The organism is Leisingera sp. ANG-M6, assembly GCF_000813905.1.
GTDB lineage: Bacteria > Pseudomonadota > Alphaproteobacteria > Rhodobacterales > Rhodobacteraceae > Leisingera.
Map to the genome: position 1 here is coordinate 1 of NZ_JWLG01000026.1, position 25,157 is coordinate 25,157.

Annotated in this window: 20 protein-coding genes and 1 tRNA gene; 18 read left to right on the forward strand and 3 right to left on the reverse strand. The window is 62.3% G+C overall.

What is annotated here, in order from left to right; translation table 11 throughout:
* The first annotated feature begins 170 nt into the window (after positions 1 to 170).
* Positions 171 to 905, forward strand: a complete 735-nt coding sequence (locus RA24_RS20160; RefSeq protein ID WP_039193942.1) for a GIY-YIG nuclease family protein — start codon at positions 171 to 173, stop codon at positions 903 to 905.
* A gap of 95 nt (positions 906 to 1,000) precedes the next feature.
* On the opposite strand, the gene RA24_RS20165 is transcribed toward RA24_RS20160, so the two are convergent.
* Positions 1,001 to 1,726 carry a lysophospholipid acyltransferase family protein gene (locus tag RA24_RS20165; protein ID WP_241480979.1) on the reverse strand — a complete coding sequence of 242 codons (726 nt, stop codon included), beginning with the start codon at positions 1,724 to 1,726 and terminating at the stop codon, positions 1,001 to 1,003.
* Between the two features lie 174 nt (positions 1,727 to 1,900).
* On the opposite strand from RA24_RS20165, the gene RA24_RS20170 reads away from it, so the two are divergent.
* Positions 1,901 to 1,976 (forward strand) — tRNA-Trp (locus RA24_RS20170).
* 60 nt (positions 1,977 to 2,036) lie between these two features.
* Here the strand turns inward: RA24_RS20170 and RA24_RS20175 are convergent.
* Entirely contained in the window at positions 2,037 to 4,154 is a 2,118-nt protein-coding gene (locus tag RA24_RS20175; protein WP_039193948.1) for an O-linked N-acetylglucosamine transferase, SPINDLY family protein, read from the reverse strand.
* A gap of 225 nt (positions 4,155 to 4,379) precedes the next feature.
* Here RA24_RS20175 and secE point away from each other — a divergent pair, with 225 nt between their 5' ends.
* The 12 genes from secE (at position 4,380) to RA24_RS20235 (ending at position 20,431) form a co-directional block, all read left to right on the forward strand.
* Positions 4,380 to 4,577 carry a preprotein translocase subunit SecE gene (secE, locus tag RA24_RS20180; RefSeq protein WP_019298606.1) on the forward strand — a complete coding sequence of 66 codons (198 nt, stop codon included), beginning with the start codon at positions 4,380 to 4,382 and terminating at the stop codon, positions 4,575 to 4,577.
* A gap of 217 nt (positions 4,578 to 4,794) precedes the next feature.
* A complete protein-coding gene (gene nusG, locus RA24_RS20185; protein WP_039150217.1) occupies positions 4,795 to 5,328 on the forward strand; it encodes a transcription termination/antitermination protein NusG in 534 nt (177 codons plus the stop codon).
* 158 nt (positions 5,329 to 5,486) lie between these two features.
* Positions 5,487 to 6,071 carry a hypothetical protein gene (locus RA24_RS20190; RefSeq protein WP_039193949.1) on the forward strand — a complete coding sequence of 195 codons (585 nt, stop codon included), beginning with the start codon at positions 5,487 to 5,489 and terminating at the stop codon, positions 6,069 to 6,071.
* A 245-nt stretch (positions 6,072 to 6,316) separates the two neighbouring features.
* A complete protein-coding gene (gene rplK, locus RA24_RS20195; protein ID WP_019298608.1) occupies positions 6,317 to 6,742 on the forward strand; it encodes a 50S ribosomal protein L11 in 426 nt (141 codons plus the stop codon).
* Between the two features lies 1 nt (position 6,743).
* Positions 6,744 to 7,442, forward strand: a complete 699-nt coding sequence (rplA, locus tag RA24_RS20200; RefSeq protein WP_019298609.1) for a 50S ribosomal protein L1 — start codon at positions 6,744 to 6,746, stop codon at positions 7,440 to 7,442.
* Positions 7,443 to 7,621: 179 nt separating this feature from the next.
* Complete coding sequence (locus RA24_RS21840) at positions 7,622 to 8,674, forward strand: Hint domain-containing protein (protein WP_052257741.1); 1,053 nt, start codon at positions 7,622 to 7,624, stop codon at positions 8,672 to 8,674.
* Between the two features lie 305 nt (positions 8,675 to 8,979).
* Positions 8,980 to 9,498, forward strand: a complete 519-nt coding sequence (gene rplJ / locus RA24_RS20210) for a 50S ribosomal protein L10 (protein WP_029205089.1) — start codon at positions 8,980 to 8,982, stop codon at positions 9,496 to 9,498.
* 80 nt (positions 9,499 to 9,578) lie between these two features.
* Positions 9,579 to 9,953, forward strand: coding sequence for a 50S ribosomal protein L7/L12 (gene rplL, locus RA24_RS20215; protein ID WP_019298611.1), 375 nt, complete (start codon positions 9,579 to 9,581; stop codon positions 9,951 to 9,953).
* Positions 9,954 to 10,201: 248 nt separating this feature from the next.
* Entirely contained in the window at positions 10,202 to 14,338 is a 4,137-nt protein-coding gene (gene rpoB / locus RA24_RS20220; RefSeq protein WP_039152530.1) for a DNA-directed RNA polymerase subunit beta, read from the forward strand.
* 53 nt (positions 14,339 to 14,391) lie between these two features.
* A complete protein-coding gene (gene rpoC, locus RA24_RS20225) occupies positions 14,392 to 18,633 on the forward strand; it encodes a DNA-directed RNA polymerase subunit beta' (RefSeq protein ID WP_039193952.1) in 4,242 nt (1,413 codons plus the stop codon).
* Between the two features lie 107 nt (positions 18,634 to 18,740).
* Entirely contained in the window at positions 18,741 to 19,556 is an 816-nt protein-coding gene (locus RA24_RS20230; RefSeq protein ID WP_019298614.1) for a glycosyltransferase, read from the forward strand.
* The gene (locus RA24_RS20235) at positions 19,553 to 20,431 is read left to right on the forward strand and encodes a DMT family transporter (RefSeq protein ID WP_039193955.1); all 879 of its coding nucleotides are present in this window, start codon (positions 19,553 to 19,555) and stop codon (positions 20,429 to 20,431) included. Before RA24_RS20230 ends, RA24_RS20235 begins: the two co-directional genes overlap by 4 nt.
* Here the strand turns inward: RA24_RS20235 and RA24_RS20240 are convergent.
* On the reverse strand, positions 20,421 to 21,227 hold the full coding sequence (locus RA24_RS20240; RefSeq protein ID WP_039193958.1) for a putative rhamnosyl transferase: 807 nt from the start codon (positions 21,225 to 21,227) through the stop codon (positions 20,421 to 20,423). The two genes, RA24_RS20235 and RA24_RS20240, sit on opposite strands and share 11 nt — an antisense overlap.
* Positions 21,228 to 21,588: 361 nt before the next feature.
* Between RA24_RS20240 and rpsL the strand changes: the two genes are divergently transcribed.
* The 4 genes from rpsL to RA24_RS20260 are packed head-to-tail and all read left to right on the forward strand — an operon-like array spanning position 21,589 to position 25,093.
* A complete protein-coding gene (rpsL, locus tag RA24_RS20245) occupies positions 21,589 to 21,960 on the forward strand; it encodes a 30S ribosomal protein S12 (protein ID WP_019298617.1) in 372 nt (123 codons plus the stop codon).
* A gap of 15 nt (positions 21,961 to 21,975) precedes the next feature.
* Complete coding sequence (gene rpsG / locus RA24_RS20250) at positions 21,976 to 22,446, forward strand: 30S ribosomal protein S7 (RefSeq protein ID WP_019298618.1); 471 nt, start codon at positions 21,976 to 21,978, stop codon at positions 22,444 to 22,446.
* An 18-nt stretch (positions 22,447 to 22,464) separates the two neighbouring features.
* A complete protein-coding gene (gene fusA / locus RA24_RS20255; protein WP_019298619.1) occupies positions 22,465 to 24,582 on the forward strand; it encodes an elongation factor G in 2,118 nt (705 codons plus the stop codon).
* A 1-nt stretch (position 24,583) separates the two neighbouring features.
* Complete coding sequence (locus RA24_RS20260) at positions 24,584 to 25,093, forward strand: hypothetical protein (RefSeq protein ID WP_019298620.1); 510 nt, start codon at positions 24,584 to 24,586, stop codon at positions 25,091 to 25,093.
* Positions 25,094 to 25,157: the final 64 nt, after the last annotated feature.

A 25,157-nucleotide genomic window follows, 5' to 3' on the forward strand; every position in this document is an offset into this window, starting at 1 on the left:
GGCCGCACCGTCGGCGCCGGCGTCGTGTCCAAAATCATTGAATAATGATTTTGGACCAGTGGGCGGCAGGCGGTTTTCGCTAGAAAATCGCCGGGAGCCCACACGGTTGTGATTACAGAAGGGGCCGCTCAACTGAGCGGCCCTTTTTCTTGCAGGTTTGGAGAATTGATTTGAGCACCGAATACGAATCTTTGTCACACAGCAGAGTTGTCGCTCTGATGAGGCCGCTGCAGAGAAAATTGGCGCAGCGGATTATTCAGGATGTAGCTGCGAAGAACCCGCCGGTTAGCTTGGCAGATGCGACGGCTCGCTATTTCAGCCATCTGGGGCCTGCGCGCTATTTCGACACGGGACAAGGATGGCATGGGGAAATTCGTGATGCCGCTCTAGTGTGCCTTTTCAAGAACGGGTTTGTGAAGGCTGGAGCAGTCAAGTGTGAAAACAAGGCCGACCAGCTTTCAGATTGGGTTGATGACCCAGACGAGCTGATGGAGGCCGCCAATCTCGAGATCACTTTTGGTGGCAATACGCGTCTTTTGGAGGTGCGGCGCGCATCTTCGAAAGATGTCAAAGTGCTGGGGCAGGGGCTTGGGTGTGTCTATGTCTACACGGACAGTCTTCTATCGGAGTTGAACTATAGCTGTTGCAAGATCGGCCGTCACAACAGTGCAGAGAAGAGCGCGGTTCTGGGCCGCATTTTTTCGCAGTACGGGACCGGAAACCCAGGTGTTCCTGAATTACGCTACATCTTCAGAACCAGAGATCCGGCACGTCTCGAGGCGGAATTGCACAAGTGCTTTGACAACGTGCGAATAACTGGTGTTGCTGGAACAGAGTGGTTCCGCTGCGGTTTCTCCGAGGTGGAAAGGAAGTGGGCGAAACTGCGGCCCGAGCATGCGCAGTGAAGCAGGCCGTTTGCCTGCGACCGGAGAACCGGCGCGGTTTCCGCCCATGAAGAACCGATTTTTCATGGCCTTTTTTCCGGCCGAAAAACGCCCGCTCACCCCGCCTGCGTCTTTGGATCCTCACTGCAGCGCCCCGCCGCCGCATCCGCGGCATCCGTTATGGCATCCAGCGATGCCTCCAGGCTTTGCCGCAACCCTTCCACCTGTTCGTCGCTGGGCTTCTTCGGCACCTCGTCCGTCCATTCCCGGCACATCAGCACGCCGCGCGAAAACGGCAGCGGCAGCATCTGCTGGTCCCAGGTCGGCAGTTTCATCACCTTCTTTTCGGCAAAGGCGACGGTGAACACCCGGCAGCCGGTCATCCGTGCCCAGACCACCGGCACGGTGGACGAGACCCGCGCAGGCCCGCGGGGGCCGTCGGCGGCGATGCCGATGGAGCAGCCCTCGCGGGTGCGGCGCAGCACTTCGCGCGACAGGGCCACATGGCGCTTGTGGCTCGACATCGGGATGGTCTCGAACCCCAGCCGCACCAGGATCTGGCCCGCCAGACGTCCGGCGCGGGCGGCTGAGGTGAGCGCGCAAATGCGGCCCAGCGAGGTGTCGAACAGATAGGGCGCCATGATCAGCCGCTGGTGCCACAGCACAAAGATCACCGGCTCGCCGCGGCGCACGCAGGCGTCCATCTCCTCAAACCCGGTGCGGGTCCAGCGGGAGGTGCGGAAGGCGAATCGCACGTAGGCGGCAAACAGCCCCTCGATGGCGCGGTTGACCTTTGGGCTGTCGGCGATTTTCTTTCTGAGGCTCACGGGGCTACGGCTCATTCCTGCAGGGGGCACAGGGGCTTGGCCCCGGCATTTGCCCCGTCATACTGCATGGCTGCGCCGGGGCAAAGCCCAGGCAGAGCCCACGGCGGGCAAACCGCCCGGGCGGCGCAAGAAAATGCGCTTTTCCCTCTTGCCTCCGCAGCGCGCCTGCCGTAGGACATGCCGCACCACAGGGGTATAGCTCAGTTGGTAGAGCGACGGTCTCCAAAACCGTAGGTCGCGGGTTCGAACCCTGCTGCCCCTGCCATTTTCATGCACATCGCCGGTACAGCACTGCCCTTTCGGGCAGGCCGTTTGGCGTGTCTGGTCACTCCAGCTCCAGATGGGCCGGGGCCAGCCCCTGCTGCTGCCGTTCGCAGGCGGCGTCAAAGGTGCGCTCCACCTGCCGGGCCAGCCGTTCCGGGCTGAACAGCGCGGCGGTCTGCTGCTGGGTGCGGAGCTTGCCGCGCAGGCTGGCGGCGGTTGTGCTGTCTGCCGCCAGTTCCGCGGCCTTGGCCTCATAGTCCTGCATGCTTTCGGCAATCATGTCCGGCAGCCCGGCGGCCTGCAGCAGGCTGGCGGAGGTGCGGGCGGCGGATTGCTGGCCGGGCAGGGTGAGGACCGGAACCCCTGCAGCCAGGGCGTCGCGGGCGGCTGCGGCGGCGTTCACGGTGAAGCTGTCCAGAACCAGATCCGCCAGCGGCAGGCGGGCTAGGTGGTCCGCGCGGCTGGCAGCCGGGGCAAAGACCAGGCGGTCCGGATCGATTCCGCGCGCAGCGGCGGCGCGGCGCAGGTTGGACATCGCATGTTCACCGTTGTCCGCCAGCCACAGGACGCTGTCCGGAGCGCTTTGCAGAAGGCGCATCCAGAGGTCGAATTCCTGCGGTGTGATATGGCTGCCAGACGCAAAGCTGGAGAACACGAAGCCTTGCGCGGGCAGGCCGCAGGCGGCGCGGTCCGGTGATGCGGAGGCCGCGGACGGGGTCACGGCCTGATGGCCGCCAGCCAGACGCAGCAGGTGCTCGTTGTGGTAGCGTTCGCTGCCGGGCGGGCAGGCGGCGGCGTCGCTGATCAGGTAGTCATAGGCGGCGGTGCCCATGGTGCCGGGATAGCCGGGGAACAGGATGTGCAGCGGCGCCAGCCGGGCGGCGAACAGCGGCAGCGCACCGCCGCCGGAATAGCCGGAGAGATCCACCGCGGCGTCCAATTGGTCTGCCTTCACCGCCGCCGCCATCTGATCCGTGGCGCTGGCATCCAGAACCTTGAGGCCGTCAAACCTCTGCGCCGCGCTGTCCGGCAGGCCTGCGCCAACCGCATAGATGCGGATGTCAAAGCGGCCATCATCGTGGGCGGCAAGCATTCCGCCGTGCTGGTCCAGCACCGCCGCGGCGTCGCGGGCGGCGAAGAAATAGCCGATGCGCAGCCGCGCGGGGCGCTGGCCTGCAGGCGGGGTGCTGTTCAGCTCAGCCGTGCCGAACAACTCGCTGGCATAGGATTGGGCGCGGGCGCGCAAGAGGTCGGGGTTGTCCTCCATCAGCATCAGAGCGCTGGGATCGCAGCCGCTGCCGCGCAGGCCCAGCTGGCGGCGGTGGTCGCTGTATTCCGGCAGCCATTTCCAGTCGCACAGCTCTGCCAGCACATGCAGCCGCTGGGTGCGGGCGCGGTCGTCTGAGGGATTGGCCTTCAGCACCTTGTCGAAACAGGGCAGGGCAGCGGCAAAGGCGCCCTCAGCCTTCAACAGCAGGCCCAGCTGGTAGCGGGCCTCGGTCAGGGCGGGGTTCAGGCGGACGGCCTGGTTGTAGTGTTCCTTGGCGTCCTCCACAGCGCCCTGCTGGGTCAGGAGGCCCGCCAGGGTGACATGCAGCGCCGCGTCATGCGGAGCCAGAGCAACCGCCTTGCGCAGCATGATGGCCGCCTTCTGGCTCTGGCCGCGCTTGATCAGCACCTCTGCCTTGCCGTGCAGCGCCTGCAGGCAGCTCGCGGCCAGCATCAGCGCCTTGTCATAAAGCGCCATGGCGTTGTCCAGCTCGCCGCGGGCGGCCTTCACCCGGCCCATCGCAGCATAGCTGCCGGCGGCACGGGGATTGATCCCGATCGCCTTGTTCAGGCAGGTGGCGGCATTGTCCAGATGGCCCGCGGCCAGGTGGCAGCGGCCCAGGAAATCCCACAGGAAATGCGATTCGCGGAAGGTCTTGAGCAGCGCGCCGCAGCTTTCCGCAGCCTCGAAAGGACGGCCCTCTGCCAGCGCCTCCTCCAGCCCAGCCTGATGCACCGGCGACGGATCGGTCTGCGAGTCCAGCCGTTTGCGCAGCCCCTCCAGCGCCGATTGGGCGCGCTTGTTGCGGGGGTTGCGGGACAGGATGCCGGCATAGGCCATGGCGGCATCTTCAAACTTGGCGTCGCGTTCGAACTGTTCGGCCTCGGACAGGGAATTGGCAGGTGTCATGGCTTCCGATCTCAATAATTCACACGGTCCGGCCCCCGGGCGGCGCGATGGGCCGCAGGGAACCTCTGGAGTCAATTTTGCCAGTAGTGGATTAAAATTGGATTGACCCGGCGTCCGCTGCCTGCGCAACACCCGCAACGGGCCGGGCAGGAGGGCCGCAGGGCTTGAATTCACGGGCCGCTCCGGTTACATCGCCCTGACTGCTAGCAGAGAGACACCCCCAGTATGGCAACTATCAACCCCGTTCAGTTCATCCAGCAGGTTCGCGCCGAAGTCTCCAAGGTCGTCTGGCCGACCCGCCGCGAAGTGCTGCTGACCACGGTCATGGTGTTCATCATGGCGGCGCTGACGGCGCTGTTCTTTGCGCTTGTGGACCTGCTGATCCGCTTTGGCCTGCAAGGGCTTCTGGGGATGTTCGGCTAAGTCCGCAGCGGTACTTGGGCTTTGGGGCCGCAATTGCTGCGCTGCACTTGATCTTGGCAGCGATGGGCGGTACCTGAGCAGGAATTATTGAGGCGGGCGTGCAGCGATTCGGTTTGCACGCCGCTTTTTGTTGGAGAGCGCAGCCTGCGGGCTGCAGCGGAATGAACAGGCAGCGGCGCGGCAAGTGGCCCGCCCGGCAGAACAAGGACAACGGTTCATGGCGAAACGGTGGTATTCGGTCAGCGTTCTTTCGAACTTCGAAAAGAAAATCGCAGAGCAGATCCGCACCTCGGTCGCAGAACAGGGCCTTGAGGACGAGATCGACGAGGTTCTGGTCCCCACCGAAGAGGTGATCGAGATCCGCCGCGGCAAGAAGGTCTCGACCGAGCGCCGCTTCATGCCCGGCTACGTGCTGGTGCACATGGAAATGTCCGACCGCGGCTATCACCTGATTTCCTCGATCAACCGCGTCACCGGTTTCCTGGGCCCGCAGGGCCGCCCGATGCCGATGCGCGACGCTGAGGTGCAGGGCATCCTGGGCCGCGTCGAGGAAGGCGTCGAGGCGCCGCGCACCCTGATCCACTACGAGGTGGGCGAGAAGGTGAAGGTGAACGACGGCCCCTTCGAGGATTTCGACGGCATGGTCGAAGAGGTCGACGAGGACAACCAGAAACTCAAGGTCACCGTGTCGATCTTCGGCCGCGAGACCCCGGTGGAACTGGACTTCACCCAGGTGACCAAGCAGGGGTGATAAGACCTCTCAGTGGAATGCATGGCGCCGCGTTGGGTTCAACGCGGCGTTTTTTTGTTTGGCAGATATCTAGACCTTTCGTTCAATTGGTTTGGCTTAGAGGTCCGGAAGGGTGAGCAGTTGTTGACGTGGGGGGTATCCCTCGCAATGGTGCGGCGATGTTTGAAGTCAATCCCAAAGCTCGGGCCGACCTGAAGTCAGGAACGCTATACGCTCTATTTGGCGAAGGTGAATGGATCTATTACGGTCAGGTCACCTCCGAAAAGTCGGTAGGGTTCTTTCGGCGCCGGGATCACGAAGTCGCCAATGTCAAAGATATTCTCTCGTCGCCAGTGATGTCTGTGGTGTCGGTCGCATTCCCGTCAATAACGCGAGCCCTCCGTGCGGGCCGGTGGGTCAAGCTCGGACGCTATGATCTCGCTGGGGCGCTGCACATTGTTCCCCCGCAGGTTCAGTGGCCGGTTGGCACGCTTGCTGTAACCATTTGGGAGGGAGGGGGTGCTACTCGTGAAACGCGACTGGAGGACCCGGCCATACAGGATCTTGAAGTTGTTGCAGTATGGGACGCTGAGCATCACTTGCCAGCCCGGTTAACCGCCGATTTCGGAGTTGAGGAAGCTGCTTGGCATGTTGGCGGCCCCGTTTCCCGGGAGCGAAAACTCAAGGAAGAGATGGCGCGGCGTTTTCCTGACCAGCCGTGGCATCAGCTTCCTTCCGATTGGGTCCGGACGGGGCGTCACTAGCTGATCGCAAGCGTTCACGTCCACCAGTCAACATGGAACGGAATTGCTTTCGGCTAGGCTCGAGCCGGGTTTGCTCAATTCCCCTCCCGCCCACTTGCCAATCCCCTCATTCCCCTGTAAACGCCGCCTCTATCGTCTTCGGGCGAGATTCTCTCGTGGGAGATCAAGGGATCGCGATCCTGACATCCGACCACGCAACATTCTCCGGGCGGAACGCGTTCCGTCCTCGTTGAAAGGAAAACCAAATGGCTAAGAAGCTTGTTGGTTCGATGAAGCTGCAGGTTCCTGCAGGTCAGGCAAACCCCTCTCCGCCCGTCGGCCCGGCCCTGGGTCAGCGCGGCATCAACATCATGGAATTCTGCAAGGCGTTCAACGCCAAGACCGCAGACATGGAGCCCGGCGCGCCGTGCCCGACCGTGATCACCTACTATCAGGACAAGTCCTTCACCATGGACATCAAGACGCCGCCCGCGTCTTACTACCTGAAGAAGGCGGCCAAGGTGAAATCCGGCGCGAACAACCCGAGCCGGGAAACCGTCGGCACCGTGACCGTGGCCCAGGTGAAGGAAATCGCCGAAGCCAAGATGAAAGATCTGAACGCCAACGACATCGACGCGGCAATGCAGATCATCCTGGGCTCCGCCCGCTCCATGGGCATCGAGGTGAAGTAAGATGGCAAAGCTCGGTAAACGCACCCGCGCCGCGCGCGAAGCTTTCGCAGGCAAAGAAAACCTGTCCGTGGAAGAAGCTGTTGCCCTGGTGAAAGCCAACGCAACCTCGAAGTTCGACGAAACCGTCGAAATCTCCCTGAACCTGGGCGTTGACACCCGCCACGCAGACCAGATGGTCCGCGGCGTGGTCGGCCTGCCGAACGGCACCGGCAAAGCCATGCGCGTTGCAGTCTTCGCCCGCGGCCCCAAGGCTGACGAAGCCACCGCAGCCGGTGCAGACATCGTCGGCGCCGAAGACCTGATGGAAGCGATCCAGGGCGGCAAGATCGACTTTGACCGCTGCATCGCCACCCCGGACATGATGCCGGTCGTCGGCCGTCTGGGCAAAATCCTGGGCCCGCGCAACCTGATGCCGAACCCGAAAGTCGGCACCGTGACCATGGACGTGAAAGCGGCCGTGGAAGCAGCCAAGGGCGGCGAAGTCCAGTTCAAAGCGGAAAAAGGCGGCGTTGTGCATGCCGGCGTCGGCAAAGCGTCCTTCGACGAAGCCAAGCTGGTCGAGAACGTCCGTGCCTTCGTGTCGGCCGTGGCCAAAGCCAAGCCGACCGGCGCCAAAGGTGCCTACATGAAAAAGATCAACCTGTCCTCGACCATGGGTCCGGGCATCACGGTTGACGTGGACAACGCTGTCACCGAGTAATCGGACGGCATTGCCAGACTTGAGAGCCCCGGGCGCGCAAGCACCCGGGGTTTTTTCTTTGGGGCTGGCCCCAAGGCGGGATTCCGCCGTTTGCGGGCGCGGGCCTTCTCACGGATATTTCATACGGTTAACCTTGGGTTAAATCTTGTTCCCGTCTCACCGGGGGTTATCTGCGGCCCATGGCACTTCGAAGCTTCTTTGCACAAGACAGTTCCAGCCTGATTGTTGCGTCCAGTTCCAGCGGCGCAATCGTTGGCGGCCCGGTCATCAACAATTCGGGCACGCCGGATGGCACCGTCTTTACCTATTCCGGCGGCACCGGGACCACGGTGACGCTGGATGACACCGGCGGCGGGCGGAACCGGTTCAATGACGACCGGGAGGATGACCACGTCATCACGGATGGCGGCGGCATTGTGGCTGACGGCACCGAAGTGGAGGCGGAATCGCAAATCCAGGTGCGGCTGCTGGACGAAAGCGGCAACCCCGCCGGGCCGGAGATCACTATCTATGTTTTCTCGCAGAACGGGCAGACTTCCGATATCTGGGGCTATGCCACCAGTGCGCCGCTGGAGGGCGGCCAGTCCTATGTGAAGGTTGGCGGCTCCAACACCGGCACCGCCCGCTACAACGATTTCATCACCTGTTTCGGGGATGGCACCCTGATCGAAACAGCCGGCGGCCCGGTTCCGGTTGAAGAGCTGGCACAGGGGCAGCTGGTCTGGACCCTCGATGGCGGGCTGGAGCCCATCCGCTGGCTGTCATCGGCTGAGGTGCCGGGCGAGGGGGCCTTTGCCCCAGTGGTGTTTGCACCGGGTGCCATCGGCAACAGTTCGGAACTGGTGCTGTCGCAGCAGCACAGGGTGCACATCAAGCTGCCGGCGGCGGAGATGCTGTTCGGAAAGGCAGAGGTGCTGGTGGCGGCCAAGCACCTGTGCGGGCTGCCGGGTGTTGCCATCCGGGAGCAGGCGTCAGTCCGCTACCATCATTTCATGTTCGACCGCCACCATATCGTGAAATCAAACGGTGTCCTGACAGAGAGTTTCTTTCTGTCGGCGGGATCTGTTGCGGCGCTGGAGAGCGGTCCGCGCCGGGAATTGGCGGCGTTGTTTCCGGACCTGGGGCGCGGGGCTGCGGGTTTTGGCGGGACGGCTGCCATGACCCTGACCGGCAGGGAGGCGCGGGTGGTCCGCAGCTGCCTGCAGGCACGGGGGGCGGCAGCCGCCGCCTGAGCCTGCGGGAAATTGCCGGAAAGGGGCGGATTGGCCCTTGGAAATCCCCGCAAATGCGACTAACTACGGCCTTGAGATAAAGCGTGCGATTCGTCGTGCGCTTTATTTCATTTCGTCCAAGATGGTGGGTGGCCTTTCGATCGGGTCTTAATTTCCCTCCTGAGACGGGTAAGACCAGGAAGATCGAGGGTTTTCATTCCCTCGGGCGACTTTGGCTCATCCCGTAAAACGGACCTGAACGCCGGGCCATCTGGTTCGGCAAATATGAGCCGGGATGCGCAAGCATCCCTAACTTGGAGAGAACTGTGGATAGAGCCCAGAAAGAGAAAGTGGTCGAGGAACTCGGCCAGATCTTCGAAAGCTCTGGCGTCGTGGTGGTAGCTCACTACGCCGGTCTGACAGTTGCCGAGATGCAGGATCTGCGCGCGCGTGCAAGCGACGCGAACAGCTCCGTGCGTGTTGCCAAGAACAGGCTCGCCAAAATCGCCCTCGAGGGTAAGCCGTGTGCAAGCATGGCCGGCCTGCTGACGGGTATGACCGTTCTGACCTACTCCGAAGATCCCGTGTCCGCTGCAAAAGTGGCCGAGGATTTCGCCAAGGAAAACAAAAAGTTTGAGATCCTTGGCGGCGCAATGGGTGAGAACGCTCTGGACCGTGCCGGTGTCGAAGCCGTGTCGAAAATGCCGTCCCGCGACGAGCTCATCGCTCAGATCGCAAGCTGCATTGGCGCACCTGCTTCCAACATCGCCGGCGCGATTGGCGCACCTGCAAGCAACATCGCAAGCATCCTTTCGACCATCGAAGAGAAGGCGGAAGCTGCGTAAGCGGTTGGCACTGAATGGCTGGCGTGGGGTAAAAGCCCGCACGTTGGAACACACATACTGTAAACGGAAAGAGCTGAACAATGGCTGATCTGAAAGCACTCGCAGAAAGCATCGTGGGTCTGACCCTGCTGGAAGCACAAGAACTGAAAACCATCCTGAAAGACGAATACGGCATCGAGCCCGCTGCTGGCGGCGCTGTGATGGTTGCAGCTGGCGGCGACGCCGGTGGCGCAGCTGAAGAAGAAAAGACCGAATTCGACGTCGTTCTGAAGAACGCCGGCGCTTCCAAGATCAACGTGATCAAAGAAGTTCGCGGCATCACCGGCCTGGGCCTGAAAGAAGCCAAAGAGCTGGTCGAAGCTGGCGGCAAAATCAAAGAAGGCATCGACAAAGCCGAAGCAGAAGACATCAAAGCCAAGCTGGAAGCAGCTGGCGCCGAAGTCGAGCTGGCCTAAGTCCTGCCTCTGGTGCATCGCCGATGCATCGGAAATTTGGCTGGGTCCGGATTTTTCCGGGCCCAGCCGAACCTGTCTTAGAAAGGGCCTCATCCAAGAGGCGTTTTCTTAGGCGGAGTTCAAAGGATCGGGAGGCTGCCTTCGGGACGGTGGCCATGAATTGATCCGAACGCGCTGTCTCGTATGGGCAAGGAGCCGGGGCCCGGCGGCTTCCTTGACCGGTGAGAACTCGAAAGGTGACATCTGACATGGCTCAATCGTTCCTTGGCCAGAAACGTCTACGCAAATATTACGGCAAAATCCGCGAAGTGCTGGAGATGCCGAACCTCATCGAGGTGCAGAAATCTTCTTATGACCTTTTCCTGCGCTCCGGCGATGCAGCTGAGCCGCTGGACGGCGAAGGCATCAAAGGTGTGTTCCAGTCGGTATTCCCGATCAAGGATTTCAACGAAACCTCCGTTCTGGAGTTCGTGAAATACTCGTTCGAGAAGCCGAAGTACGACGTCGAAGAGTGCATGCAGCGCGACATGACCTACTCGGCGCCGCTGAAGGTTACCCTGCGCCTGATCGTGTTTGATGTCGATGAGGACACTGGCGCGAAGTCGGTGAAGGACATCAAGGAACAGGACGTCTTCATGGGCGACATGCCCCTGATGACCCCGAACGGCACCTTCATCGTGAACGGCACCGAGCGTGTGATCGTGTCCCAGATGCACCGCTCGCCGGGCGTGTTCTTCGACCACGACAAGGGCAAGACCCACTCCTCGGGCAAGCTGCTGTTTGCCTGCCGCATCATCCCGTACCGCGGCTCCTGGCTGGACTTCGAGTTCGACGCCAAGGACATCGTCTTTGCCCGTATCGACCGCCGCCGCAAGCTGCCGGTGACCACCCTGCTGTACGCCCTGGGCCTGGACCAGGAAGGCATCATGGATGCCTATTACAACACCGTGCAGTTCAAGCTGGAGAAATCCCGCGGCTGGGTTACCCCGTTCTTCCCGGAACGCGTGCGCGGCACCCGCCCGACCTACGACCTGGTGGACGCTGCAACCGGCGAGATCATCTGCGAAGCCGGCAAGAAGGTCACCCCGCGCGCCGTCAAGAAGCTGATTGAGGAAGGCTCTGTCACCGACCTTCTGGTTCCGTTCGATCACATCGTCGGCAAATATGTCTCCAAGGACATCATCAACGAAGACAACGGCGCGATCTATGTCGAGGCCGGTGATGAGCTGACCCTGGAATACGACAAGGACGGCGAGCTGATCGGCGGTTCCCTGAAGGAGCTGCTGGACGCGGGCATCACCGACATTCCGGTGCTGGACATCGACAACGTCAACGTCGGCCCCTACATGCGCAACACCATGGCGCAGGACAAGAACCTGGACCGCAACAGCGCGCTGATGGACATCTACCGCGTGATGCGCCCGGGCGAGCCGCCCACCGTCGAGGCCGCCTCGGCGCTGTTCGACACCCTGTTCTTCGATTCTGAGCGCTACGACCTGTCCGCTGTGGGTCGCGTGAAGATGAACATGCGCCTGGCACTGGACGCCGAGGACACCCAGCGCACCCTGCGCAAGGAAGACATCGTTGCCTGCATCAAGGCGCTGGTCGACCTGCGTGACGGCCGCGGCGATGTCGACGACATCGACCACCTGGGCAACCGCCGCGTGCGGTCCGTCGGCGAGCTGATGGAAAACCAGTACCGCGTCGGCCTCTTGCGCATGGAGCGTGCGATCAAGGAGCGGATGTCCTCCGTCGAGATCGACACCGTGATGCCGCAGGATCTGATCAACGCGAAACCGGCTGCTGCCGCAGTGCGTGAATTCTTCGGCTCCTCGCAGCTGTCGCAGTTCATGGACCAGACCAACCCGCTGTCGGAAGTCACCCACAAACGCCGCCTGTCGGCGCTTGGCCCGGGCGGCCTGACCCGCGAGCGCGCCGGCTTTGAGGTCCGCGACGTGCACCCGACCCACTATGGCCGGATGTGCCCGATTGAGACCCCGGAAGGTCCGAACATTGGTCTGATCAACTCGCTGGCGACCTTCGCGCGCGTCAACAAATACGGCTTCATCGAGACCCCCTACCGGGTGGTGAACGAAGGCCAGGTGACCGACGAAGTGCACTACATGTCGGCAACCGAGGAAATGCGCCACACCGTGGCGCAGGCGAACGCGACCCTGGACGAGAGCGGCAAGTTCATCAACGACCTGGTGTCGACCCGTCAGTCCGGCGACTACACCCTGGCGCCGCGCGAAAGCGTGGACCTCATTGACGTGTCGCCGAAGCAGCTGGTCTCCGTTGCTGCCTCGCTGATCCCGTTCCTGGAAAACGACGACGCCAACCGCGCTCTGATGGGCTCGAACATGCAGCGTCAGGCGGTTCCGCTGCTGCGCGCAGAGGCGCCGCTGGTCGGCACCGGCATCGAGGAAAAGGTTGCGATCGACTCCGGCGCGGCCATCCAGGCCAAGCGTGCGGGCATCATCGACCAGGTCGATGCGCAGCGTATCGTGATCCGCGCCACCTCCGATCTGGAGCTGGGCGACGCGGGCGTTGACATCTACCGTCTGCGCAAGTTCCAGCGTTCCAACCAGAACACCACCATCAACCAGAAGCCTCTGGTCAAGGTGGGCGACACCGTTGCCAAGGGCGAGGTTATCGCCGACGGCCCGTCGACCGATATGGGCGAACTGGCACTGGGCAAAAACGTGGTCGTCGCGTTCATGCCGTGGAACGGCTACAACTACGAAGACTCGATCCTGATCTCCGAGCGCATCGCGCGTGACGACGTCTTCACCTCGGTTCACATCGAGGAGTTTGAAGTCGCCGCCCGTGACACCAAGCTCGGGCCGGAAGAAATCACCCGCGACATCCCCAACGTCGGCGAGGAAGCCCTGCGCAACCTCGACGAGGCGGGCATCGTCTACATCGGTGCCGATGTGGAACCGGGCGACATTCTGGTCGGCAAGATCACTCCGAAGGGCGAAAGCCCGATGACCCCGGAAGAGAAGCTGCTGCGCGCCATCTTCGGCGAGAAGGCTTCCGACGTGCGCGACACCTCGCTGCGCGTGAAGCCGGGCGACTACGGTACCGTGGTCGAGGTGCGCGTCTTCAACCGCCACGGCGTGGAGAAAGACGAGCGTGCGCTGCAGATCGAGCGTGAGGAAGTCGAGCGTCTGGCCCGTGACCGGGACGACGAGCTGGCGATCCTGGACCGCAACATCTATGCCCGCCTGCGCGATATGCTGCTGGGCAAAGTAGCGGTCAAAGGCCCGAAAGGCGTGCGCTCCGGTTCCCCGATCGACGAGGAGCTGCTGGACAGCCTGTCCCGCGGCCAGTGGTGGATGCTTGCCCTTGAGGATGAGCAGGACGCCCAGGTCGTCGAGGCCCTGAACGAGCAGTACGAGGCGCAGAAGCGTGCCCTGGACGCCCGTTTCGAGGACAAGGTCGAGAAGGTCCGCCGCGGCGACGACCTGCCGCCGGGTGTGATGAAGATGGTCAAGGTCTTCATCGCGGTGAAGCGCAAGCTGCAGCCGGGCGACAAGATGGCCGGCCGTCACGGCAACAAAGGTGTGATTTCGAAAGTGGTGCCGATGGAGGACATGCCGTTCCTCGCCGACGGTACCCCGGTCGACTTCTGCCTTAACCCGCTGGGCGTGCCGTCGCGTATGAACGTCGGTCAGATCCTGGAGACCCACATGGGCTGGGCCGCACGCGGCCTCGGCATCAAGGTGGATGACGCGCTGCAGGAATACCGCCGCTCGGGCGATCTGACCCCGGTCCGTGAAGCGATGCACCACGCCTATGGCGACGATGTCTACGACGAAGGCATCGCCAACATGGACGAGGACACGCTGATCGAAGCCGCAGGCAACGTGACCCGCGGTGTGCCGATTGCGACCCCGGTCTTCGACGGCGCCAAGGAAGACGATGTGAACAACGCCCTGGTGCGTGCGGGCTTTGACCAGTCCGGCCAGTCGATCCTGTTCGACGGCCGCACCGGCGAGCAGTTTGCGCGCCCCGTGACCGTTGGCATCAAGTACCTGCTGAAGCTGCACCACCTGGTGGACGACAAGATCCACGCGCGTTCCACCGGCCCGTACTCGCTGGTTACCCAGCAGCCGCTGGGCGGTAAGGCGCAGTTCGGCGGTCAGCGCTTTGGTGAGATGGAAGTCTGGGCTCTGGAAGCCTATGGCGCCGCCTACACCCTGCAGGAGATGCTCACCGTCAAATCGGATGACGTCGCCGGCCGGACCAAGGTCTATGAGTCGATCGTCAAGGGCGAGGATAACTTCGAGGCGGGCGTGCCGGAATCGTTCAACGTTCTGGTTAAAGAAGTCCGCGGCCTCGGCCTGAACATGGAACTCCTGGATGCGGAGGTTGAGGAGTAAGGGCCCCGCGCCCTTCTCCCGCTCCCCCCTTCCGCAAGATTTGAGGTATCAAAATGAACCAGGAAATCACCAACAACCCGTTCAACCCGCTGACCCCGCCGAAGGTCTTTGATGAAATCAAAGTCTCGCTGGCCAGCCCGGAACGGATCCTGTCTTGGTCCTATGGCGAAATCAAAAAGCCCGAGACCATCAACTACCGGACCTTCAAGCCGGAGCGCGACGGCCTGTTCTGCGCCCGGATCTTTGGCCCGATCAAAGACTACGAATGCCTGTGCGGCAAATATAAGCGGATGAAGTACCGCGGCGTCGTCTGTGAAAAATGCGGCGTCGAGGTCACCCTGCAGAAAGTGCGCCGCGAGCGCATGGGTCACATCGAACTGGCAGCACCTGTCGCGCATATCTGGTTCCTGAAGTCGCTGCCCAGCCGCATCGGCCTGATGCTGGACATGACCCTGCGCGACCTGGAACGGGTTCTGTACTTTGAAAACTACGTTGTCATCGAACCGGGCCTGACCGACCTGACCTATGGTCAGATGATGACCGAAGAAGAGTACATGGACGCCCAGGATGCCTATGGCATGGACGCCTTCACCGCCAATATCGGCGCTGAGGCAATCCGTGACATGCTGGCCCAGATCGACCTGGAATCGGAAGCCGAAACGCTGCGCGCCGAACTGGCCGAAGCGACCGGCGAACTGAAGCCCAAGAAGATCATCAAGCGTCTGAAAGTCGTGGAATCCTTCCTGGAATCGGGCAACCGTCCGGAATGGATGATCATGACCGTGATCCCGGTCATTCCGCCGGAACTACGCCCGCTGGTTCCGCTGGACGGCGGCCGCTTTGCGACCTCCGACCTCAACGACCTGTACCGCCGCGTGATCAACCGGAACAACCGCCTGAAGCGGCTGATCGAACTGCGCGCGCCTGACATCATCGTCCGCAACGAAAAGCGGATGCTGCAGGAATCCGTTGACGCGCTGTTCGACAACGGCCGCCGCGGCCGCGTCATCACCGGCGCCAACAAGCGCCCGCTGAAGTCGCTCTCGGACATGCTGAAAGGCAAGCAGGGCCGCTTCCGTCAGAACCTTCTGGGTAAGCGCGTCGACTTCTCCGGCCGTTCGGTGATTGTGACCGGTCCTGAGCTGAAGCTGCACCAGTGCGGCCTGCCCAAGAAGATGGCGCTGGAGTTGTTCAAGCCCTTCATCTACTCGCGTCTGGAGGCCAAGGGCCTGTCCTCGACCGTGAAGCAGGCGAAGAAGCTGGTCGAGAAAGAGCGTCCCGAAGTGTGGGATATCCTCGATGAGGTGATCCGCGAGCACCCGGTGATGCTGAACCGCGCACCGACGCTGCACCGTCTGGGTATCCAGGCGTTCGAACCCACGCTGATCGAAGGCAAGGCGATCCAGCTGCACCCGCTGGTCTGCTCGGCGTTCAACGCGGACTTTGACGGCGACCAGATGGCTGTGCACGTCCCGCTGAGCCTTGAGGCCCAGCTGGAAGCGCGCGTCCTGATGATGTCGACCAACAACGTTCTGTCGCCCGCCAACGGCGCGCCGATCATCGTTCCTTCGCAGGATATGATCCTGGGTCTCTACTATGTGTCCCTGGAACGCGAAGGCATGCCCGGCGAAGGCAAGATCTTTGGCACCATCGACGAGGTTCAGCACGCGCTGGACGCCGGCGAAGTGCATCTGCACACCAAGATCACCGCGCGGATCACCCAGATCGACGAGGAAGGCAACGAGGTTCTCCAGCGTTTCGAGACCACCCCGGGCCGTGTCCGTCTGGGCGCGCTGCTGCCGAAAAACGCCAAGGCGCCTTTTGAACTGGTCAACCGTCTTCTGCGGAAGAAAGAGGTTCAGCAGGTCATCGACACCGTCTACCGCTACTGCGGCCAGAAAGAGTCGGTCATCTTCTGCGACCAGATCATGACCATGGGCTTCCGCGAAGCGTTCAAGGCCGGCATCTCCTTCGGCAAGGACGACATGGTGATCCCGGATACCAAGTGGACCATCGTCGACGACACCCGCGAGCAGGTGAAAGACTTCGAACAGCAGTACATGGACGGCCTGATCACTCAGGGCGAAAAGTACAACAAAGTTGTCGATGCCTGGTCGAAGTGTAACGACAAGGTCACCGAAGCGATGATGGGCACCATCTCCGCTGACAAGCGGGACGAGAACGGCGCCGTGATGGAACCGAACTCGGTCTACATGATGGCCCACTCCGGTGCGCGTGGCTCGGTTACCCAGATGAAACAGCTGGGCGGCATGCGCGGCCTGATGGCCAAGCCGAACGGCGACATCATCGAGACCCCGATCATCTCGAACTTTAAAGAAGGCCTGACCGTTCTCGAGTACTTCAACTCGACCCACGGTGCCCGTAAGGGTCTGTCGGATACCGCGCTTAAGACGGCGAACTCGGGTTACCTGACCCGCCGTCTGGTGGACGTGGCGCAGGACTGCATCGTTCGCGAGATCGATTGCGGCACCGAGCGTGCGATCACCGCAGAAGCGGCTGTGAACGATGGTGAAGTCGTGGCGTCGCTGGGCGAGCGCATCCTGGGCCGTGTGGCTGCGGATGACATCAAGAAGCCCGGCACCGAAGAGATCATCATCGCTGCAGGCCAGCTGATCGACGAACGCATGGCCGACGCAGTGGAAGAGGCCGGCGTGCAATCGACCCGCATCCGCTCGCCGCTGACCTGTGAGAGCGAAGAGGGCGTCTGCGCCATGTGCTACGGCCGTGACCTGGCCCGCGGCACCCGCGTGAACACCGGCGAGGCCGTCGGTATCATCGCGGCGCAGTCGATCGGTGAACCCGGTACCCAGCTGACCATGCGGACCTTCCACATCGGCGGCGTTGCCCAGGGTGGCCAGCAGTCGTTCCTGGAAGCCTCGCAGTCCGGCAAGATCGTCTTCGAGATGCCGCAGACCCTGGAGAACGCCAATGGCGAGACCCTGGTTGTCGGCCGCAACATGAAGCTGATCATCCAGGACGAGCACGGCGAAGAGCGCGCCAGCCACAAGCTGGGCTACGGCTCCAAGCTGTTCGTCAAGGAAGGCCAGATGGTCAACCGCGGCGACAAGCTGTTCGAATGGGACCCCTACACCCTGCCGATCATCGCCGAGAAGCCGGGTACCGCCAAGTATGTCGACCTGATCTCGGGCCTGGCGGTCCGCGACGAGACCGACGAAGCCACCGGCATGACCCAGAAGATCGTGATCGACTGGCGTGCGGCGCCGAAGGGCTCTGACCTGAAGCCGGAAATCATCCTGGTGGACGGCAATGGCGAACCGGTGCGCAACGACGCAGGTAACCCGCTGACCTACCCGATGTCCGTGGATGCCATCCTGTCGGTCGAAGACGGCCAGCAGATCATGGCAGGTGACGTTGTCGCGCGTATCCCGCGTGAAGGCGCCAAGACCAAGGACATTACCGGTGGTCTGCCGCGCGTTGCGGAACTGTTCGAAGCCCGCCGTCCGAAAGATCACGCGATCATCGCCGAAATCGATGGTTACGTGCGCTTCGGCCGCGACTACAAGAACAAGCGCCGTATTGCGATCGAGCCGAGCGACGAGTCGATGGAAGCCGTCGAATACATGGTGCCCAAGGGTAAGCACATTCCGGTTCAGGAAGGTGACTTTGTCCAGAAGGGCGACTACATCATGGACGGCAACCCGGCGCCGCATGACATCCTGTCCATCATGGGTGTCGAGGCACTGGCGAACTACATGATCGACGAGGTCCAGGACGTCTACCGCCTGCAGGGTGTGAAGATCAACGACAAGCACATCGAGGTGATCGTCCGCCAGATGCTGCAGAAGTGGGAGATCTCCGACTCCGGCGACACCACGCTGCTGAAAGGCGAACACGTGGACAAGCAGGAGTTCGACGCCGCCAACGAGAAGGCCCTTGCCCGCGGCAAGCGTCCGGCTCAGGGCGAACCGATCCTGCTGGGTATCACCAAGGCGTCGCTGCAGACCCGCTCCTTCATCTCGGCGGCCTCCTTCCAGGAGACCACCCGGGTTCTCACCGAGGCTTCGGTGCAGGGCAAGAAGGACAAGCTGGTCGGCCTCAAGGAGAACGTCATCGTGGGCCGCCTGATCCCGGCCGGCACCGGCGGCGCCACCCAGCGGGTGCGCCAGATCGCCCAGGGCCGCGACAACGTGGTTCTGGAAGCCCGCCGCGAGGAAGCCGAAGCCGCTGCAGCCCTGGCTGCGCCGGTGATGGACGAGGACGCGATGGACGCTGGTCTGGACAACCTGGTCGATACCCCGGAAAGCCGCGACTAAGCTCCGGCAGCTGATCAAAAAACAGAAAAGCCCCCGCATCGCTGATGCGGGGGCTTTTTCACATCTGCTGCCGGGGCTATCTGTTGCAGGGCAGGGAGGGTGCAGGGATGGACATCAGGCTGCGGATGGCCGGGCTGGTCCGCTTTTCCGTGCTGAGCACGGATTACTATTCGGAACGCTTCGGCACGCTGGAGGAAAAGGCCGCGCATCTGTTCAGCCCGGAACGGATGGAGCTGCGGTTCCGGCTGTTTGAAAACCTGTGCCTGCATGCGCTGACCCGGCAGAGCGACCCGCGGTTCCGGCTGATCGTGCTGACCTCCGACAGCCTGCCGCCGCCCTATCTGGAGCGGCTGCTGGACCTGACCGAACCCTATGCCAATATCTTCTGCCATGCCGCGGCGCCGGCAATCCACTACCAGCAGCTGAAGCAGGCCCTCGCTCTGCTCCCGCTGCCCCAGGCGACCCATCGGGTGCTGTTCCGGCTGGATGACGATGATGCGGTGGACGGGGACTTTGTCCGCCGCACCAAGCGCCTCGCCCGCGGCCTGATCCCGCTGCAGGGCGGCGGCAGCGCGCCCTTTGCAATTGCCCACAATCGCGGTTTCTATCTGGAAAAGGGGGCCAGCGGGGCAGACGTCTATGACGCCTGCGAACGGCTGCCGCTGTCCGCCGGGCTGACGGTGGTGGCGCCTGCGGGGGAGACGGTAAACCCCTATACCTACAACCACCGCCGTATCGCCCAGCACCTCAACACGGTCTCCGACATCTCGGTGCCGGCCTTCCTGCGGACGGTTCATGGCGACAACAAATCCGACCCGGTACAGATCGGCGACGCCCGGAAATGGCCCCCGCAGAAAATTGAAGAGGCACTGGAGCGGCACTTCGGCCGCACCGGCGATCAAGTGAGGGCATTGCTGCCATGACACCAAACCAGACAGGCGCGCTTTTGATGATGGGGGCGATGGCGGCCTATACCTTCAACGATGCGCTGGTAAAGCTGATCGGCGGGGCGCTGCCGCTGCCGCAGATCCTGACGGTGCGCGGGCTGGCGGCCAGCGTGCTGATCTATCTGCTGGTGCGGCGGATGGGCGGGCTGCACCTGCCGCGCCGCGCCTGGGGCATGATCGCGTTGCGCTGCGCGGGCGAAGTCTCGGCCACCTACCTGTTCCTGACCGCGCTGATGGTGATGCCGATTGCCAATGTCACCGCAGTTCTGCAGGTGCTGCCGCTGGCGGTGACGCTGAGTGCTGCGCTGTTCCTGCAAGAGCCGGTGGGCTGGCGCCGGATGGCAGCGATTGCCGCGGGTTTCTGCGGCATGCTGCTGATTGTGCGGCCGGGGCCGGAGGGGTTCAGCGAGGGGGCGCTATATGCGCTGGCGTCGGTGGCCTGCATCACTGCGCGTGACCTGGTCACCCGGCGGATGCCGCCGGAGGTGCCGTCGATGACGGTGACGCTGATGTCCTCGCTGTCGGTGCTGGCCTTCGGCATTGCGGGCTCTGCCGCGGTGGAATGGCAGCCGATGGGCGGGCGCGAGCTGCTGATCCTGGGCTGCGCGGCCCTGTTCATCTTTGCGGGTTACCTGTGCTCAGTCATGACCATGCGGGTGGGGGAGATCGCGGTGATTGCGCCGCTGCGTTACAGCGGATTGCTGTGGGCGCTGCTGTTGGGCTGGCTGGTGTTCGGCGAATGGCCGGATGCGGTGACGCTCTTGGGCGCGGCCATCGTGGCCGGGGCCGGCGTCTTCACCTTTTACCGGGAGCGCCAGGCCGCCCGGAAACGCCGCCCGGTCACGCGCTGAACGCTGCGCGCACGCGGTCTGCCCTGATGCCGAAGACGGTTGCGAATTCGCGTTCCTGCTTCGGCGTCAGCCGGGTTACCTCAACCGGCTTGGCCCGGTCCTGGCGGGAATCGTTGAACCGGTTGTGGCTGCGCACCCACATCGGCACATCGGTCACGGTCACCGTCGGCATGTGGTGGTGGATGCGGTTATGGGCGAAGTTCATGATCGTCTTGCGGCAGCCGCCCGCCGCATACATCGCCAGCGCCGCGGTGAAATAGGGCCGCACGGCAGGTTCCGAGGCGGCGATCCCATCGGCGCTGAATTCGGCGATATAGCCGCGGTTGAAATCAATCGCGGCGGTGTCCGTCTTGGCCAGGAGCGGCGCGCAATCCGCAGCCGTCTCCCGCAGCCGCTCGATGAACTCACCGGCCACCGCATCGTCGTCGTCAAAGCGGAATTGCAGGCAGGGCTGGTGCGGATCCTTGCGGGCGCTGTTCAGCAGCTCCTTCATCACCTCGCGGTGGCGGCGCGGCGGCTGGGCCACGATCTGCACCTGCGGCATGTCCGAGGTCAGATCCCGCAGCCGGTCAGAGTGCTGCCGGGGCAGGCTGTCGCCGGTCACGATGATCAGGTCAAAACCGGGGTCGCTCTGCGCCCGCAGGGACGGCAGGGCGACAGTCTCGAACAGCCGGAACCGCTCCTCCATCCGCGCGTCAGAGTAGAGATAGGCGATCCGCTCCGCCATTGTCTCATGCTCGACCTGAAACCCGCCGATGGCCGGGTAAGAGAACCGGCACAGCCCGATGACCTGCATACTGAAATCCGTTTGTTGCAAATGCCTGCGCCGGCGACTATGGCGGGCCGGCAGCCCGCTGGCAACCGCCGCGCCGGTGCGGCCCGGCCCGCAGCGCCCGGCTGCTGTTGACAACCCCCGCGACTCCCCATATACGCGCGCCTATCCGGCACCCGGAGTGTATGCTTCGAAAGCCGAATTCAAAATTGCAGTGGCTCAAGGTCCGGGCACTTTTACCACCCGGATCCTCTGTAAACACACCGCGTCGTCTCACCTCGGAATGGGAGCGATTGCGGTTTTTGCGCTTGTGGACGCACAGGTGCAGCGAAATCACCCGCACGCGCCGGCGTGCATGACAAGTTGCTAAACGGGGAATACCTGAATGCCAACGATCCAGCAGCTGATCCGCAAGCCGCGTCAGCCGAAGCGTAAAGTTTCGAAGTCCCAGCACCTCGAGCAGTGCCCGCAAAAGCGCGGCGTCTGCACCCGCGTGTACACCACCACTCCGAAGAAACCGAACTCCGCTATGCGGAAAGTTGCGAAGGTCCGCCTGACCAACGGTTACGAAGTGATCTCCTACATCCCCGGTGAAAGCCACAACCTTCAGGAACACTCCGTGGTTCTGATCCGCGGCGGCCGTGTAAAAGACCTTCCGGGTGTCCGTTACCACATCCTGCGCGGTGTTCTGGATACCCAGGGCGTCAAAGACCGTAAGCAGCGCCGCTCGAAGTACGGCGCGAAGCGTCCTAAGTAAGAAGGAGAGGCTGATATGTCACGTCGTCACGCCGCTGAAAAACGCGAAGTTCTGCCCGACGCCAAGTTCGGCGACCGCGTTCTGACCAAGTTCATGAACAACCTGATGATCGACGGCAAGAAGTCGGTCGCAGAGCGTATCGTCTACAACGCATTCGACCGCGTTGAAGGCAAGATCAAGCGCGCTCCGGTTGAAGTCTTCCACGAAGCGCTGGACAACATCAAACCGTCCGTCGAGGTCCGCTCCCGCCGTGTTGGCGGTGCAACCTACCAGGTTCCGGTTGAAGTCCGCCCCGAGCGCCGCGAAGCGCTGGCCATCCGCTGGCTGATCGCTGCCGCCCGCAACCGCAACGAAAACACCATGGAAGAGCGCCTCGCAGGCGAGCTGCTGGACGCCGTCCAGTCCCGTGGCACCGCGGTCAAGAAGCGCGAAGACACCCACAAGATGGCAGAGGCCAACAAAGCCTTCTCCCATTATCGCTGGTAAGCTAGAGGACATAGACCTATGGCACGCGAATATCCCCTCAATCTGTACCGTAACTTCGGTATCATGGCGCACATCGATGCGGGTAAAACCACCTGCTCCGAGCGCATCCTGTATTACACCGGCAAATCCCACAACATCGGTGAGGTGCACGACGGTGCAGCCACCATGGACTGGATGGAGCAGGAGCAGGAACGCGGCATCACCATCACCTCGGCTGCGACCACCACCTTCTGGGAACGCACCGAAGACGGCAAAACCGCTGACTCTCCGAAGCACCGCCTGAACATCATCGACACCCCCGGCCACGTTGACTTCACCATCGAAGTTGAGCGTTCGCTGGCGGTTCTCGACGGTGCTGTCTGTGTTCTGGACGCCAACGCCGGTGTTGAGCCGCAGACCGAAACCGTGTGGCGTCAGGCTGACCGCTACAAGGTTCCGCGCATGGTGTTCGTCAACAAGATGGACAAGATCGGCGCTGACTTCTTCAACTGCGTCAACATGATCGAAGACCGTACCGGCGCCCGCGCGGTTCCGGTTGGTGTGCCGATCGGCGCCGAGAACGAGCTGGAAGGCCTGGTTGACCTGGTCAACATGGAAGAATGGCTGTGGCAGGGCGAAGACCTGGGCGCATCCTGGGTCAAAGCTCCGATCCGCGACAGCCTGAAAGACATGGCTGACGAGTGGCGCGGCAAGATGATCGAAGCGGCCGTCGAAATGGACGACGACGCGATGGAAGCCTACCTGGAAGGCGAAGAGCCCGACGTTCCGACCCTGCGCGCCCTGCTGCGCAAGGGCACCCTGGAACTGGCCTTCGTTCCGGTCCTGGGCGGCTCCGCGTTCAAGAACAAAGGCGTTCAGCCGCTGCTCAACGCTGTGATCGACTACCTGCCCAGCCCGCTGGACGTTGTCGACTACATGGGCTTCAAACCCGGTGACGAAACCGAAGAGCGCAACATCGCCCGCCGTGCGGACGACGAAATGGCGTTCTCCGGCCTGGCGTTCAAGATCATGAACGACCCGTTCGTCGGCTCCCTGACCTTCACCCGGATCTACTCCGGCGTGCTGAACAAGGGCGACACCCTGCTGAACTCGACCAAGGGCAAGAAAGAGCGCGTTGGCCGGATGATGATGATGCACTCGAACAACCGTGAGGAAATCACGGAAGCGTTCGCAGGCGACATCATCGCGCTGGCAGGCCTGAAGGACACCACCACCGGTGACACCCTCTGCGCCGTCAACGATCCGGTTGTTCTGGAAACCATGACCTTCCCCGATCCGGTGATCGAGATCGCGGTTGAGCCGAAAACCAAGGCCGACCAGGAGAAGATGTCCCAGGGTCTGGCCCGTCTGGCCGCCGAAGACCCGTCCTTCCGCGTCGAGACCGACATCGAGTCCGGTCAGACCATCATGAAGGGCATGGGCGAACTTCACCTGGACATCCTGGTGGACCGCCTCAAGCGCGAGTTCAAGGTTGAGGCGAACATCGGTGCGCCGCAGGTGGCCTACCGCGAGACCATCTCCAAAGAGGTCGAGCATTCCTACACCCACAAGAAACAGTCGGGTGGTTCGGGCCAGTTCGCCGAGGTGAAGCTGATCATCTCGCCGACAGAAGCAGGCGAAGGCTACTCCTTCGAATCCCGCATCGTTGGCGGTGCGGTTCCGAAGGAATACATCCCGGGCGTCGAAAAAGGCATCCAGTCCGTCATGGACAGCGGCCCGCTGGCCGGCTTCCCCGTGATCGACTTCAAGGTTGCCCTGATCGACGGTAAGTTCCACGACGTGGACTCCTCGGTTCTGGCCTTTGAAATCGCCGCCCGCATGGGCATGCGTGAAGGCATGCGCAAGGCTGGTGCGAAACTGCTCGAGCCGGTGATGAAGGTTGAGGTGATCACCCCGGAAGAATACACCGGCGGCATCATCGGCGACCTGACATCCCGCCGCGGCCAGGTGTCCGGCCAGGAGAACCGCGGCAACGCAATCGCGATCGACGCGTTTGTGCCGCTGGCGAACATGTTCGGCTACATCAACACCCTGCGTTCGATGAGCTCGGGCCGCGCCCAGTTCACCATGCAGTTCGATCACTACGATCCGGTTCCGCAGAACATCTCGGAAGAGATCCAGGCGAAATACGCGTAAGATGATCAATCGGCGCAATTTTGTCTTGGCAAGCACTTTTGCCGTGTTGGCTGGCTGCTCGCAACAGCAGCTGGTTGACACGCAGACTGCTTCCAGCCTGCGTGTTACCGAGGTTTCGGTTAGCACGCAGGTGGCGCGCGAGAAAACGGCTGTTCCAAAACAACAGATTCTGGACACGGTTCAGGCCAAGTCGTTTTCCGTGCTGTCAAGCGCAAGCCGGGCGGGGAGCCGCCCGGTACGTGCACACGTTGATGTGGTGCAGTTCTATATTGCCAACCCTGGTCTCGGGGCATTGATCGGAAGCACGAACAGCGGGATCAATACAGAGGTTTCTCTGATTGACATTGAAACCGGTGAGCCCGTCGGAGACAAGTTTACCGTAAATGGCGGAACGCAAGAAGTACGGCCGGGTTTGTTTGGCGCTGCAATGATTGGAGCGCCGGAAAAAGAGCTCGACGAGATTACTGATAGTCTCGCCAACAGCATGAAGATTGCGATCTTCGGAGAATAATCGCCATTCACAGGCAATGGCAGCGAAAGCAAAAGGAGGCCATCATGGCTAAGGAAAAGTTTGA